This is a genomic window from Microbacterium sp. CR_7 (genome assembly GCF_041954755.1).
Taxonomy (GTDB): Bacteria; Actinomycetota; Actinomycetes; order Actinomycetales; family Microbacteriaceae; genus Microbacterium.
Genome location: NZ_JAVAYF010000005.1, coordinates 176,498 through 190,203, shown reverse-complemented (window position 1 = coordinate 190,203; position 13,706 = coordinate 176,498). Strand labels below are relative to the sequence as shown.

Below are 13,706 nucleotides of genomic sequence, written 5' to 3'. Positions count from 1 at the left end.
CGATCCGGGGGTCGAGGGCGGCTCGGGTTCTCAGCCGACCAGGCGGATGCTGGTCGGCTCGATCACGCCTGTCCAGTCGAACTCCGCGCCGTTGCCGAACATGTACACGGTCGCGTTCGCGAAGGGCACGAGGTCGGCGGCCGCGAACAGCGCGCTCTCGGCCTCCTGCCACACGTCGCAGCCCTCGCTGCCGTTCAGCTCGGACGCGCGCGTCACGGCATCCGTGTACTCCGCGTTCTCGATCGCCGAGAAGTTCGAGCCCTCGGGCGGCACGGCGCCGCTCACGAAGCCGATCGCCTGGTCGGGGCTGTTGACGCTCAGCGTGAGCCAGGCGACGTCCCAGGCGCCGGTGCTGAAGGTCGCTTCGAGCAGCGCGGTCTCGTCCTGCTGCTTGCCGTCGACCTCGGCGCCGATCTCCTTCCACGCCGTGAGCGCCAGCTCGGCGGCCGCCGCGGCGGCGGCGCCCAGGCTGTTCTCGTAGAGGAACGTGAGGCTGAGGCGCTGTCCGTCCTTCGCGCGCACACCGTCGGAGCCGCGCACCCAGCCGGCCTCGTCGAGCGTCGCGTTCGCCGCGTCGACGTCGAACGTCGGGCGCGACTCGGAGATCGCGTCGTACGTGCAGACGGTCGGCTCGACGACCGCCAGGGCCGTCGCGGGGCCGCCCTTGCCCGCGGTCATGACGTTCGCGAGCTCATCGAGGTCCACCGCCTGTGTGAGCGCCATGCGCACCGCAGGGTCGCTCGTAGGGTGACCCTCGGCGTGGTTGTACCACTGCTCGCCCGCGATGGCGGTGCCCTCGCGGGAGAAGAGGCCCGCGCTGATCGCGCGGTCCGCGTCGGGGCCGGTGAGCTGGGCGGCGTTCGCCTCGCCCGAGAGCAGCAGGTTCGCCGCGGTGGTGCCGTCGGAGACGACGCGCACGTTCACCTTCGCCGGGATGCCCTCCTCGTCGACCGTGGCTCCGCCGGGCCCCCACGCGTAGTCCTCGCGCAGCTCGTAGGTGTAGTGGTCGTTCGGCACGGCCTCGGTGAGCACGTACGGGCCGGTGCCGTCCGTGCCGGCCGCGAGCCCGTCGCGGTCGTTCAGGGAGGTGTCGCACACCATCGGCAGGCCCGAGAGTCCGAGCAGCAGGAACGGCGCCGGGCTCGACAGCGTCATCGTCACCGTGTCGCCCTCCGCGGCGCTGGTCACGCCGACCGGAAGGAACGCCCCGAGGAAGCCGCTCTGGTTCTCGGGGTCGGAGATCCAGTTGAGGTTGTCTGCGGCGCTCTGCGCGGTGAACGGCGTGCCGTCGCCGCACGTGATGCCGTCCTGGATCTTCAGGGTCGCGGTGGTGCCGTCGACCTCCCATTCGGTGGCGAGCTGGCTCCGGACCTCGCCGTCTGCGTCGACGCTCACGAGCGTGTCGTAGGCGAGCTTGCTGATGTCGAACAGCGCGCTGCCGGCCGACAGCTGCGGGTCGAGGCTTCCCGGGTCGGAGCCGAGGATCTCGGTGAAGGTGCCTCCCTTCACCGGCTCGCCCCCGCCGCCCCCGTCCGAGCCGCACCCGGTGAGCACGGTGGCGAGAGCGGTCACGGCGACGACGGCGGTGACGGCGGTGCGATTCGGTGTCATGACGTTCCTCCAGGCAGTGGGTTCGTGCGTATCGGGGTGCACGCCGCGTGGCGACGAGGTTCGGGTGGTCAGCGCGACCGCGACACAGCGCGGCCGAAGTGGATGTACGAGGCGCGGCCGTCGTCGGCCGGCTCGAGGAAGGCGAGCACGAGGTGCATCCCGTCCTTGCGCTCGCGAGCGATCAGCGACGTGTCGCCGTAGGGCACGAGCTCGTCGGTCGACGGCTCGGCGCCGAGCGCGCGCAGCTCGGGCGTCGGGCGCTGCTCGAGCCACAGCCGCCCCTCCGCGTCCTGCGACACCTCCATCTCGACGGTGGAGTTCGCGTACACGCCGAGGTAGCCGCTCACGTCGGGGGTGTTCCGGTCGGACGCCTCGGATGCCGCGGGGTCGGATGCTGCGGCGGACGGAACGGGCGCCTCGGGCAGCCCCGAGCCGGTGAGCTCGCGCAGCAGCGGATCCACGAGGTCGTGGAAGAGGCCGGCACCGTCACCGCCGTTCGTGAGCAGCACGACGGCGACACCCGCCTCCGGCGCGATCCGCAGGAACGACGACTGGCCCACCGTGTTGCCGTCGTGTCCGAACAGCACGGAGTCCTCGTCGCGATCGATTTCCCATCCGAGGCCCCAGGCCGCCCCCATGCCGGCGACGCGCGGAAGACGGACCTCCGTCGTGCGCATCGCGGCCGCAGAGGTCTGCGAGAGCACGGCCTGCTCCTCCACCGACGCGGGCGACGAGCCGGCCGCGGCACGGAGATGGGCACGGGCGAACACGGCCAGGTCCTCGGCGGTCATCGCGAGCATCGACCCCGCCGGCTCGTTCGAGCGCGCCATCGCCCAGAACGGGGCCGGCTGCGGTTCGCCGCCGTCTCCGGCATCCACGTGTCCGACCGCGACGCGGTGCAGGATCGCCTCGTACGGGCTCGGCGAGACGCTGCGCAGGCCGAGCGGTGTCGCGAGGTGCGTGAGCAGCGCCTGCTCCCAGGTCGTGTCGCGCAGCCGCTCGACGAGTCGGCCCAGCACGACGTAACCCGCGTTGCTGTACGAGAACAGCGCCCCCGGTTCGAAGATCTGCGCCGCCTCGGCGAGCAGCTCGACGTACTTCTCGACGGCGTCGTCGCCGCGACCGGTGTCGGTGAAGATGTCGCCCTCGATGCCCGAGCGGTGGCTGAGCAGGTGCCGCACGGTGATCGCCGCGGCGGCGGCCTCGTCGGCGAGCGCGAACTCCGGCAGGTACGTCCGGACGGGCGCGTCGAGGTCGACGAGCCCCTCGTCCACCAGCTGCATCACGAGCGTCGCGGTCCAGACCTTCGTGATCGATCCGATCTGGAAGACGGCATCCGTCGTCGCCTCGATCCGCGTCGCCGTGCTGAGGAGGCCTGAGGCGTGGGTCACGATTTCACCGTCGACGAGGACAGCCACGGATGCCGCGGGCACTCCGTGCGTCTCGATGAGCGATCCCAGAGTGGACCGCAGGTGTTCACCGACCGCGTGGGGGCTCTGCATGGCCTCACTCTAGGCATCGCTCCGTCGATCGCCGTTCGTCCGAACAGACGGAACCGAAGGGGTTCGTTCGTCAACGAGGACGAAGCCCTCCTCGACTCACGCCCTTGTCCGGTCGCGGAGATTAGATAGACTATCTAAGTAATGTCTGCGTCCGATGAATCCCTCCACCTCACCGCGACAGACCTGCGCCTCGCCACCTTCCGGCTCGCCCGCCGCCTTCGGTGCGCCCGAGCCGTCGACGCGATGAGCGACGCGCAGCTCGCCGTGCTCGCGACCCTGCGCCTGCACGGACGACGCACCATCACCGCTCTCGCGGATGCCGAGCGCGTCACCGCCCCGTCGATGACGAGCATGATCAACGGCCTCGCCGAGCAGGGCTACGTCGTGCGCATCCCCGACGAGGAGGACCGCCGACGCGTGCAGGTCGACATCACCGAGACCGGATCGGCGATCGTCGCCGAGACCATCCACCGGCGCGACGAGCTGCTCGCCGGCATGCTCGCCGAGCTCGACTTCACCGAGGACGAGCTCTCGACGCTGCGCGAGGCCAGCGCCCTGATGCGGCGGGTGGTCGACCGATGAGCGCCATGTTCCGCTCCTTCGCGAACGTCAACTACCGCATCTGGTTCGCGGGCGCCCTCGTCTCGAACGTCGGCGGATGGATGCAGGCGACCGCCCAGGACTGGGTCGTGCTCACCGAGCTCACCGACAACGACGCCGCGGCCATGGGCGTCACGATGGCCCTGCAGTTCGGCCCGCCGCTCGTGCTCGTGAGCCTCACCGGGTTGGTGGCCGACCGCTTCGAGCGGCGCCGCATCCTGCTCGCGACGCAGAGCGCGTTGCTGCTGCTCGCGATCGCCGTCGGCGTCCTGCTGCTGAACGGGCTCATGACGCTGCCGATGATGTTCGGTTTCGCCGCGGCCTTCGGCGTGGTGAACGCGTTCGACGCCCCGGCCCGTCAGGCGTTCGTCTCCGACATGGTGTCGGTCGGCGACACCTCGAACGCGGTCGCCCTGAACTCGGCATCCTTCAACCTCGCCCGCATGATCGGGCCGGCCGTCGGCGGCCTGCTGATCGTCGCGATCGGGTCGGGCTGGGTGTTCATCGCGAACGCCGCGACCTTCCTCGCGATGCTCGTGGCGCTGCTCCTGCTGCGCACCGGCCAGCTCGCGCCGCGCCTCAAGGGCCGCAGCCGCGGAGGCCTCGCTGCCGGATTCCGCTACGTGTGGGGGCGCAGCGATCTGCGCGTCGTGTTCGTGACCGTGTTCCTCATCGGCGCGTTCGGCATGAACTTCCCGATCTTCGCCTCGACCATGGCGCTCGAGTTCGGTGCGGGCGCCGACGGCTACGGCGTCCTCAGCTCGATCCTCGCGATCGGCTCGCTCGCCGGAGCGCTGCTCGCGGCTCGCCGCGATCGCGCCAGGGTGCGCGTCGTCATCCTCGCGGCCGGCGGCTTCGGCATCGCCGCGTTCGTCTCCTCGGCGATGCCGACGTACGCCGCCTATGCCGTGACCCTGACCTTCACCGGGTTCATGATCGTGACCCTGCTCACCACCGCGAACGGCTACGTGCAGATGACGACCGACCCCGCGCTGCGCGGTCGGGTGCTCGCGCTCTACATGGCCGTGATCATGGGGTCGACCCCGGTCGGAGCCCCCATCGCGGGATGGGTGGCCGACACCTTCGGCCCGCGCAGCGCGATCATGCTCGGCGGCACGGCCGGTCTCGTCGCGTGCGCGATCGGCACGATCTGGGTCGTCACGTCCGGACGCCTCCGTCGCTCCGAGGACCGCCGCTTCCTGCTCACCCTCGACGAGACGCGCCCGCTGAGCGTCGTCGACGAGCCCGAGCTCGCCGAACCAGCGGCATCCGCCGAGCACGTCGACTACACCGAGAAGGCCACCGCGACCACACCGATCCGCATCGCGAAGCAGGACTGACGCGGATCGCCCGGCGCGGGTTTGTCAACCCCTCGCCGCCTCCTCCGACGCGGGCGTAACGTCGCGACCATGGACGACAACACAGGACGCACCCCGCACCCCGAGCAGCCCGCCGAGGGCTCCCCCGAGATCAACCCGGAGCACAACACCGCCCCCGACGGTCAGGGTGCCGGCGACGGTGCAGGCGACCTCGACGGCGGCGCGCAGGGCGCAGCCCAGGGCGGCGCGATCCAGGGCGACAACGCGCACGGCGAATCGCCGCGCGGCGCGATCCAGGGCGAAGCCGCCGACGGCGACCCGCAGGGGGCGTCGCAGGGCGGAGCCATCCAGGGCGACAGCTCGCACGGGGAGTCGCCGCACGGAGCCATCCAGGGCGACGCCAACCCCGACCGCGACGTGCCGCTGGGCGGCGACGACACGACCGCCGCGCAGCTCGACGCCGACAACGATGTGGAGCGCGACACCCTGCGCACCCTCGACCCCGAGGACCCGCCGGCCTGAGCCGAGGCCTCACGCCGGTAGCTCCCCCAGCTCCCGCGCTCCCGGCGGCCCCGCCCCGACCGTTCGCTTGGCACCCGCTGTCGCAATTCCCGCGGAATTCCCGCAGGAGGTGCCAACCGAAGCGGGGTGGCTACGCGCCCAGCACGTGCTTGAGCTGCTCCACCGCCCAGTCGAGCTCGGTGGCGCGGATGACGATGGGCGGCGCGATGCGGATCGTCTGCCCGTGCGTGTCCTTCACGAGCACGCCGCGGTCGAGCAGGCGCTCGGCGATCTGACGCCCGGTGCCCTTCGCCGGGTCGATGTCGACGCCGGCCCAGAGCCCCGCGATGCGCACAGCGGTCACGCCGTGCGCCTTCAGCGGCTCCAACGCCTGCGCGAGGTGCTCGCCCAGAGCGCGGGCGCGCTCCTGGAACTCGCCGTTCTCGAGCATCTCCACCACGCGGAGGCCCACTGCGGCCGCGAGCGGGTTGCCGCCGAACGTCGACCCGTGCTCGCCGGGCTGGATGACACCGAGCACGTCGCTGTCGCCGACCACGGCGGAGACGGGCAGGATGCCGCCGCCCAGCGCCTTGCCGAGCAGATACAGGTCGGGCACGACGCCCTCGCGGTCGCAGGCGAAGGTCTCCCCCACGCGGCCGAGGCCCGACTGGATCTCGTCGGCGATGAACAGCACGTTCTTCTCGTCGCAGATCTCGCGGATGCGGCGCAGGTACCCCTCGGGCGGGATGATCACTCCGCCCTCGCCCTGGATCGGCTCGATGAGCACCGCGGCGGTGTCGGCCGTGATGGCGGCGGCGACGGCATCCGCATCCCCGTAGGGCACGACGTCGAAGCCCGGCGTGTACGGGCCGAACCCGTCGCGCGCCTGCTCGTCGTCGCTGAAGCTCACGATGGTCGTCGTGCGTCCGTGGAAGTTGCCGGCGGCGACGATGATGCGCGCGGCGCCGTCGGCGATGCCCTTGACCCGGTAGCCCCACGCGCGGGCGACCTTGAGGCCGGTCTCGACGGCCTCGGCGCCCGTGTTCATCGGCAGCACCATGTCCTTGCCCGCGAGCTCGGCGAGGGCTGCCGCGAACGGCTCGAGGCGGTCGCTGCGGAACGCGCGGCTCGTCAAAGTGACGCGGCCGAGCTGCTCGGTGAGCGCGGCGACGAGGGCGGGATGCCGGTGGCCGAAGTTCACGGCCGAGTACGCCGCGAGCAGGTCGAGGTAGCGCTTGCCCTCGACGTCGGTGACCCACGCGCCCTCACCGCGCGCGATCGTGACCGGGAGCGGGTGGTAGTTGTGCGCGACGTGCGGCTCCGTGCCCTGCTCGGCCACGGCGCTCGCGTCGACCGCGGTCACTTCGCACCCCGCAGCTCGAGCGTGCAGCACTTGATGCCGCCGCCGCCGAGCAGCAGCTCCGACAGGTCGACCATGATCGGGTTGTAGCCGCGCTCGCGCAGCTGCTTCTCGAAGCCCACGGCCCGCGGCGAGATGACGACGTTGTAGCCGTCGCTCGCGGAGTTCAGTCCGAACACGGCGCCGTCTTCGTCCGACACGAGGATCGCGTCGGGGAAGCGCTTCTCGAGCTCGGCGCGGCTCGCGTCGTCGAAGGCGCCGGGCAGGTAGGCGATGTTGGCGCGCTCCGGGCCGCCGTTCTCGACGCCCTGCACGGGGTCGAGCACCGCGATGGCCGTGTCGAGGTGGTAGAAGCGCGGGTCCACGAGGTTGAGCGACACGACCTCGCGGCCGAACACCTCGCCGACTTCGCGGTGGCTGTCGCCGGTCGAGCGGAATCCGGTGCCGGCCAGGATGACGTCGCCGACGAGCAGGAAGTCGCCCTCGCCCTCGTTGACCTCCTGCGGCATGACGGTGTCGAAGCCGGCGGCGCGGAACCAGTCCGCGAACGCGGGCGCCTCGCCCTGGCGCTCGACGAAGCGGAACTCGGGCACGTAGGCGCGGCCGTCGATCACGAAGCCGCCGTTGGCGGTGTAGACCATGTCGGGGTATCCGGCGAGCGGCTCGATGAGCTCGACCTCGTGGCCCAGTTCGAGGTAGAGGTCGTACAGCTTCTGCCACTGCTCGACGGCCTTCTCGGTGTCGGTGGGCTTCGCGGGCTCCATCCACGGGTTGATGGAGTAGTTCACCGTGAAGTGCGACGGCTTGCACATCAGGTAGCGGCGGTGGTGCGCCGTGCGCGCGGCGGCTTCGGTGGCGGTGGACTCGGACGCAGTGGTCTCGACAGACATGGAGCTCCTCGAACGGATGCGGCGGACGCTGTCCAGGGGCCCGGCGGTCCTTCGACCCTGTCCGCTCACCGGGAGCGGGCGGCGGGGAAGATGCGACTCGAGCACGCCGGCATCCATTGTGTCACCCGTCGCCTGGGCGGGGCCAGAGCGCTGGCCGGTTTTCGAATCGCGCACCTGGCAGCTTTCGACCCCTGAGATCTGCGATTTGCGCGATTCGAATCCACCGGGATCCGCGATTCGACGTCGGCTACTCCGCCCCGCGCACGACGACCTTGCCGACCGTGTGCCCCGCCTCGACATGCGACAGCGCCGACGAGGCGCGCGCGAAGCCGTACTCGCGCTCGATCACCGGCGTGATGCGCCCCTCGGCGATGAGGTCGAGGAGTGCGGTCAGCACCTCCGGCCGCGGCGTCGCCATGAGCGAGCGGATACGGCGGCGCGACCCGATCGAGCGCAGTGCGGCCGCGAGGATGCGCGGCATCGGCCCCAGCACGTGCCCGCCGTTCCCGGCGGTGAGCACGACCCGCCCGCCGTCGCGGACGAGGCGCTGCAGGTCGCGCAGCGGGATGCCGCCGGCGATGTCGACGACCGCGTCGAAGTGTCCCGCGGGAAGCGTCGACAGGGGCGCGCGGCGGTGATCGATCGTGCGCACGGCGCCGAGGTGCTCGACGAGCCGCGCATTGCGCTCCCCGCATGTCGCCCACACCTCGGCCCCGCGCAGGGCGGCGAGCTGCACCGCGAACGTGCCCACTCCGCCGGAGGCGCCGATCACGAGGACGCGACCCGGCGCGGCATCCGGATTCTCGCCGACCGAGCGGATGCCGACGCCGGCGAGGTCGAGCGCCTGCCAGGCCGTGCCGCCGGCCACCGGCAGGGTGGCTGCTATCTCGGACGTCACGTCGCTCGGAACGGGCACGAGGCGGGATGCCGGGACGGCGACGTGCGAGGCGAGCCCTCCCCCGCCGACCAGCTCGCCGACGACCCGCGTGCCGAGATCGACGCCGATCACGTCGGGGCCGAGCTCGACGACGGTGCCGGCGACTTCCATGCCGCGGACGGGGTGCTTCGGCTTCGTGAGGCCGAACACCGGGCGCACGAGCAGCGGGTCGCCGAGCAGGAGGCGCACGTCGCCCGCGTTGAGCGAGGTCGCCTCGACGCGCACGACGACCTCGCCGCGGCGCGGTACGGGCATCGGGATCTCGGTGAGTCTGACGCCGTCGGCGGGGCCGTAGGTCTCGCGGCTCCACGCGGGGATCACGGTGCGAGGGGCCTCGGGCTCCCTGCGGGCAGTGCGGTGTTCAGCGGACATGTCAGCCCTCCTTCGGGGCGGCGTCAGGGTACTGGAAGAGATCGTCGAGGCCGACGCCGAACGCGCGGGCGATCTGGAACGCGAGCTCGAGGGTCGGGGAGTACCTCTCCTGCTCGATCGCGATGAGGGTCTGGCGCGTCACGCCGATCGAGCGCGCGAGTTCGGCCTGCGTGAGCCCCGCCGCTTCGCGATGCGCGCGGATGCTGTTGGAGACGAGAGTGGGCTTGACCATCACACCAGGCCCCGCCGATAGGCGACGACCCGCGCGACACTGCCGATCACGGCCGACACCGCGAAGCCGGCGAACATGGTGTTCGCGATCCAGAACAGGTCGGCTCCGATCGCGCACAGGGCGATCACGGCGAGCCCGGCGATCACGAGGAACGCCTGCTCCACACGTCCACCCATACGGCTGATGTCGCGATCGCGGATGTCGGATCTGCCGACACCGTCGGGGTCGCGCGCGCCGGCGACGATCCCCCAGACGACGCTGACGACGATGGTGGCGACGATACCGACGCCGATCGTCCAGAGCATCGGCGGCAGCCAGTCGATCTCGGTGACGGGGGTACTCGCGGCCTGCTGCAGCACGATGACGATGTACGCGGGGATGACGAGGACACTGACGATCAGTCCCGCCCACACGTTGCGCTCCTCGAAGACCATGATCGCTCCTCGTGTAAAAGATTCTTGACACGACGAACGTACGCCGAGACGACCGCCGTGTCAAGAATCTTTTACATGACGAGGTTTCGAATCGCCTGATTGCAGTCCCGAGGGTCGTCGGATGGTAAATCGCGCGATTCGAAACGGAGGGGCGGGTCCGCTCAGATGACCTCGGCGCTCCAGTCGTCCGGGTTGCCGTAGCGGTGAGCCGTGATGGCGATGGCCTGCTCGTGCACGAAGGGCAGCAGCTCGATCCGGGCCGCCGACGTGACCTCTCCGTCGTACACCGCGAGATCCGGGTCGCCGCCTACGGCCCCGGCGAGGGATCGGTGCAGCTCGCCGACCGACACGCGCGTGCCGACGAGCCGCACGCGCGACGGGTGGCCGTCGGCCTGCATCCGCTCGATCCACTCCTCATCGCTCTCGAGGTACACGGTCGCGCCCACGTCGCCGAGCGCATGGCGCACGGCCGCGGGCAACCCGACCGGGGTCGACAGCGTGAACGGGGCACCGGCGCGCACCGCCGCGATCACGACGCGCAGCAGCTCCTGCCAGCCCGCGTCCGACGTGGCGCGGATCCCGACGGGCACCGGCCGGTACCGGAAGAGGTTCCGCTCGACGCCGAGCCGCGACACGTCGCGCACCTTGCCGAACTCGCGATCCCAGGCGAGCGCGTCCGAGAGCGCCGAGCGGCGCAGCCACTCGAACGCCTCGTAGTCGAGCGACGGCTGCGCCGACTCGATCAGGGCCGTGATCCGGGCGTCGAGGCCGCGCAGGTGCAGCGTGCTCGACACAGGTCCCGTGGCCCGCGACCGCCACGATCCCAGGCCGATGAGGTAGTTCGGGCCGCCGGCCTTCGCGCCGGGTCCGACCGACGAGCGCTTCCAGCCGCCGAACGGCTGACGCTGCACGATCGCGCCGGTGATGCCGCGGTTCACGTAGAGGTTGCCGGCCTGCACGCGGTCGAGCCACAGCCCGAGCTCGGCCGGGTCCTGCGTATACAGCCCCGCCGTGAGGCCATACGCGACGGCGTTCTGCAGCTCGATCGCGCGCTCGAGGGTCGGGGCGTGCATGACGCCGAGTACGGGTCCGAAGAACTCCTCGGTGTGGAAGCGCGAGCCCGGCTGCACGCCCACGCGGATGCCGGGGCGCCACAGCCGTCCGGTCGGATCGTCGGCGGAGACGGCCGGCTCGATGAGCCACTGCTCCTCGCCCTCGAGCTCGGTGAGCGCCCACGCGAGCTTGCCCTGCGGCCGCTCGATCACGGGTCCGACCTCGGCCAGCGGGTCGGTCGGCCAGCCGACGTGCAGCGACCGCGTCGCGTCGGCGAGCTGTCGGGCGAACCGCTGCGAGCGGCCGACGGGCCCGACGAGGATGGCGAGGGATGCCGCGGAGCACTTCTGCCCCGCGTGGCCGAACGCGCTGCGCACGAGGTCGGACACCGCGAGGTCGAGGTCGGCCGACGGGGTGACGATCATGGCGTTCTTGCCGCTGGTCTCGGCGAGCAGCGGCAGGTCGGGGCGCCAGGAGCGGAAGAGCGCCGCGGTCTCCCAGGAGCCGGTGAGGATGACGCGGTCGACGCCCGGATGCGTGACGAGGTCCCGTCCCAGGTCGCCCTCCTCGATGTCGACGAGGGCGAGCACGTCGCGCGGCACGCCCGCCTGCCACAGCGTCTCGGCGATCACCGCGGCGCAGCGACGAGACTGCGGCGCGGGCTTGAACACGACGCCCGAGCCGGCGGCGAGCGCGGCGAGCACTCCCCCGGCCGGGATCGCGAGCGGGAAGTTCCACGGCGGGGCCACGACGGTGGCACCGGCCGGCACGAAAGAGGCCCCGGCGACGGCATCCAGCTCGCGGGCCGTCGCGGCGTAGTACCGCGCGAAGTCGACGGCCTCGCTGACCTCGACGTCGGCTTCGGCGAAGACCTTGCCCGTCTCGGAGGCGGCGACCTCGATGAGGTCGGCGCGGCGGCTCTCGAGCGCGGCGGCGGCGCGCAACAGCACCTCGGCGCGCTCGGACGCGGGTCGAGCACCCCACTGCGCACCGGCATCGCGCACGCGGGCGATCGTGCCGTCGAGCACCCCGGCGTCGTCGACGCGGGCGGCCTCGATGGTTTCCACGCCGAGCGTCGACGACCCGATCCGGCCCAGCACCCCGGCTGCCCACTCGCGATTCGCGGGCAGCGAGGGGTCGCTGTCAGCGGTGTTGGAGAACCCCGGGGCGCCGTCGCCCGCTCGGTCGAGTTCGCGCGGTGAGTACACCGCCGTCTCGAGGAACGGGGCGCCGGTGTCGTCGGACCCGCGCGAGATGCCGAGGACGGCCTTGGTCAGATCCTCTTCCGGGGCCGGGGCGACCGGGGCGGGGCGCACCGACTCGTGCACGGGCGCCAGGCGGTCCTGCGTGCGGCGCGGTCCGATGCGCAGCGTCGGCGATGTCGAACGCTCGAGCGCGTCGAGGAAGCGGTCCTGCTCGCGCACGAACAGCGCCTCGTCGTCGCCGAGTCGGAAGGCCGCCGAGAGGAAGTTGTCGGGAGAGGCGTTCTCCTCCAGCCGCCGCACGAGGTAGCTGATCGCCACGTCGAACTCGTCGGGCTTCACGACCGGCACGTACAGCAGCACCTCGCCGACTTCGCGGGAGACGGCCTGCACCTGCCCCTGCGCCATGCCGAGGAGCATCTCGAACTCGATCGGGGGCTGCCCGACGGCACCCGTGCCGGCATCCGTCGCTCCGCGCACGCCCCGCTCGCCCGCGAGCAGCCAGGCGTACGCGATGCCGAACAGGTTGTGCCCGGCGATCCCGAGTCGCACGGCTGCCACGTTCTCGGGGCGCAGCGCCCAGTCGAGGCAGCGCAGGTAGTTGGCGTCGGTGTCGACCTTGGCGTCGTACGTCGCCGTCGGCCAGCCGTGCATGGTCGCCTCGACCCGCTCCATCGCGAGGTTCGCACCCTTCACGAGCCGCACCTTGATCGGCGCCCCGCCGTGCGCGACGCGCTCCTGTGCCCAGGCGGTGAGCTCCTGCAGCGCCGGCAGCGCGTCGGGCAGGTACGCCTGCAGCACGATCCCGGCCTCGAGTCCCTGCAGTCGCGGATCCTCGAGGATGCGCGTGAACACGGCGATGGTCAGATCGAGGTCGCGGTACTCCTCCATGTCGAGGTTGATGAAGGTGCGGTCCGACGTCGCCGTCAGGTACAGCGGGAGCAGGCGTTCGACGACGGCCTCCACGACCTGGTCGAAGGCCCACATCGAGATGTGGCTGATGATCGCCGAGACCTTGACCGAGACGTAGTCGACGTCTGGACGTCGGATCAGATCGTGGATGCCGTCGAGCCGCCGCTTCGCCTCGGCCTCGCCGAGCACGGCCTCGCCGAGCAGATTGAGGTTGAGGCGCGCCCCCGACTCCCGGATCTTCGCGATCGCCGGACCGAGCTTCGCCGGCCGCGCGTCGACCACGAGGTGACCCACCATCTCGCGCAGCACGCGGCGGGCGATCGGCACGACGGGTGCGGGGAGCACGGGGGCGACCCCGCCGCCGATCCTCACCGCCGAGCGCACGTACCAGGGCAGGAACTCGGGCACGATCGGCGCGATGCGGTGCAGCTGGGATGCCGCGGCACCCAGGCTCTCCGGGCGCATGACGCCGTCAACGAAGCCCAGCGTGAAGGGAAGGCCGTTGGCGTCCTGCAGCACGCCGGCGAGGCGCTCGGCGGCGGGGTCGACGTCGGCTGCCGCCGCCTCGGTCACCCAGCGCCGGGCGAGGTCGATCGCGCGGTCCGCGAGGGTGTCGGACGGGTCTGCAGACGGCATCGGGTCGGCCATGTGCCCAGGCTATTACCGCGCGCCTCTCGCCCCGCGTCCCCGCGCCGCCGCGCCTCGCGCTCGCCCCCCTGTCTCAACGCCGACCCACCCCCTTGTGCGCGAGCCACCCCTGTTCGGTCGGTCTGCGAAGGGG

General features: G+C 71.7%; 11 protein-coding genes. 3 read left to right on the top strand and 8 right to left on the bottom strand.

Annotation, left to right across the window (positions count from 1 at the left end; all coding sequences use genetic code 11):
* Positions 1–30: 30 nt before the first annotated feature.
* Together RAC81_RS12745 and RAC81_RS12740 are read right to left on the bottom strand one after the other, a co-directional pair.
* The gene (locus RAC81_RS12745) at positions 31–1,611 is read right to left on the bottom strand and encodes an ABC transporter substrate-binding protein (RefSeq protein WP_375082699.1); all 1,581 of its coding nucleotides are present in this window, start codon (positions 1,609–1,611) and stop codon (positions 31–33) included.
* Positions 1,612–1,679: 68 nt separating this feature from the next.
* Positions 1,680–3,113: a serine hydrolase domain-containing protein gene (locus tag RAC81_RS12740; protein ID WP_375082698.1), complete on the bottom strand. Its 1,434-nt coding sequence runs from the start codon at positions 3,111–3,113 to the stop codon at positions 1,680–1,682.
* 141 nt (positions 3,114–3,254) lie between these two features.
* Here RAC81_RS12740 and RAC81_RS12735 point away from each other — a divergent pair, with 141 nt between their 5' ends.
* From RAC81_RS12735 to RAC81_RS12725, 3 genes are all read left to right on the top strand, one after another.
* On the top strand, positions 3,255–3,695 hold the full coding sequence (locus RAC81_RS12735; protein ID WP_375082697.1) for a MarR family winged helix-turn-helix transcriptional regulator: 441 nt from the start codon (positions 3,255–3,257) through the stop codon (positions 3,693–3,695).
* A gap of 5 nt (positions 3,696–3,700) precedes the next feature.
* Positions 3,701–5,053, top strand: a complete 1,353-nt coding sequence (locus RAC81_RS12730) for an MFS transporter (RefSeq protein WP_375082696.1) — start codon at positions 3,701–3,703, stop codon at positions 5,051–5,053.
* A gap of 69 nt (positions 5,054–5,122) precedes the next feature.
* Positions 5,123–5,554: a hypothetical protein gene (locus RAC81_RS12725; RefSeq protein ID WP_375082695.1), complete on the top strand. Its 432-nt coding sequence runs from the start codon at positions 5,123–5,125 to the stop codon at positions 5,552–5,554.
* Positions 5,555–5,684: 130 nt separating this feature from the next.
* On the opposite strand, the gene rocD is transcribed toward RAC81_RS12725, so the two are convergent.
* The 6 genes from rocD to RAC81_RS12695 all read right to left on the bottom strand — a co-directional run bounded on the left by rocD (position 5,685) and on the right by RAC81_RS12695 (position 13,573).
* Positions 5,685–6,896: an ornithine--oxo-acid transaminase gene (gene rocD, locus RAC81_RS12720; protein ID WP_375082694.1), complete on the bottom strand. Its 1,212-nt coding sequence runs from the start codon at positions 6,894–6,896 to the stop codon at positions 5,685–5,687.
* Complete coding sequence (gene ddaH / locus RAC81_RS12715; protein WP_375082693.1) at positions 6,893–7,783, bottom strand: dimethylargininase; 891 nt, start codon at positions 7,781–7,783, stop codon at positions 6,893–6,895. Before ddaH ends, rocD begins: the two co-directional genes overlap by 4 nt.
* 247 nt (positions 7,784–8,030) lie before the next feature.
* Positions 8,031–9,092 (bottom strand): NAD(P)-dependent alcohol dehydrogenase, encoded by a 1,062-nt coding sequence (locus RAC81_RS12710; protein WP_375082692.1) that lies wholly within the window; start codon positions 9,090–9,092, stop codon positions 8,031–8,033.
* A gap of 1 nt (position 9,093) precedes the next feature.
* Complete coding sequence (locus tag RAC81_RS12705) at positions 9,094–9,324, bottom strand: helix-turn-helix transcriptional regulator (protein WP_375082691.1); 231 nt, start codon at positions 9,322–9,324, stop codon at positions 9,094–9,096.
* Complete coding sequence (locus tag RAC81_RS12700) at positions 9,324–9,758, bottom strand: hypothetical protein (protein WP_375082690.1); 435 nt, start codon at positions 9,756–9,758, stop codon at positions 9,324–9,326. The genes RAC81_RS12705 and RAC81_RS12700 overlap by 1 nt, the downstream gene beginning before the upstream one ends.
* A 161-nt stretch (positions 9,759–9,919) precedes the next feature.
* The gene (locus RAC81_RS12695; RefSeq protein ID WP_375082689.1) at positions 9,920–13,573 is read right to left on the bottom strand and encodes a proline dehydrogenase family protein; all 3,654 of its coding nucleotides are present in this window, start codon (positions 13,571–13,573) and stop codon (positions 9,920–9,922) included.
* Between the last annotated feature and the right edge of the window lie 133 nt (positions 13,574–13,706).

What these genes read in the sequence shown, in the direction of transcription:
- ddaH (WP_375082693.1), bottom strand. Translation starts at nt 7,783, where the DNA reads ATGTCTGTCGAGACCACTGCGTCCGAGTCCACCGCCACCGAAGCCGCC.
- RAC81_RS12700 (WP_375082690.1), bottom strand. Translation starts at nt 9,758, where the DNA reads ATGGTCTTCGAGGAGCGCAACGTGTGGGCGGGACTGATCGTCAGTGTC.
- RAC81_RS12705 (WP_375082691.1), bottom strand. Translation starts at nt 9,324, where the DNA reads ATGGTCAAGCCCACTCTCGTCTCCAACAGCATCCGCGCGCATCGCGAA.
- RAC81_RS12740 (WP_375082698.1), bottom strand. Translation starts at nt 3,113, where the DNA reads ATGCAGAGCCCCCACGCGGTCGGTGAACACCTGCGGTCCACTCTGGGA.
- RAC81_RS12745 (WP_375082699.1), bottom strand. Translation starts at nt 1,611, where the DNA reads ATGACACCGAATCGCACCGCCGTCACCGCCGTCGTCGCCGTGACCGCT.
- RAC81_RS12730 (WP_375082696.1), top strand. Translation starts at nt 3,701, where the DNA reads ATGTTCCGCTCCTTCGCGAACGTCAACTACCGCATCTGGTTCGCGGGC.
- RAC81_RS12695 (WP_375082689.1), bottom strand. Translation starts at nt 13,573, where the DNA reads ATGGCCGACCCGATGCCGTCTGCAGACCCGTCCGACACCCTCGCGGAC.
- RAC81_RS12710 (WP_375082692.1), bottom strand. Translation starts at nt 9,092, where the DNA reads ATGTCCGCTGAACACCGCACTGCCCGCAGGGAGCCCGAGGCCCCTCGC.
- RAC81_RS12725 (WP_375082695.1), top strand. Translation starts at nt 5,123, where the DNA reads ATGGACGACAACACAGGACGCACCCCGCACCCCGAGCAGCCCGCCGAG.
- RAC81_RS12735 (WP_375082697.1), top strand. Translation starts at nt 3,255, where the DNA reads ATGTCTGCGTCCGATGAATCCCTCCACCTCACCGCGACAGACCTGCGC.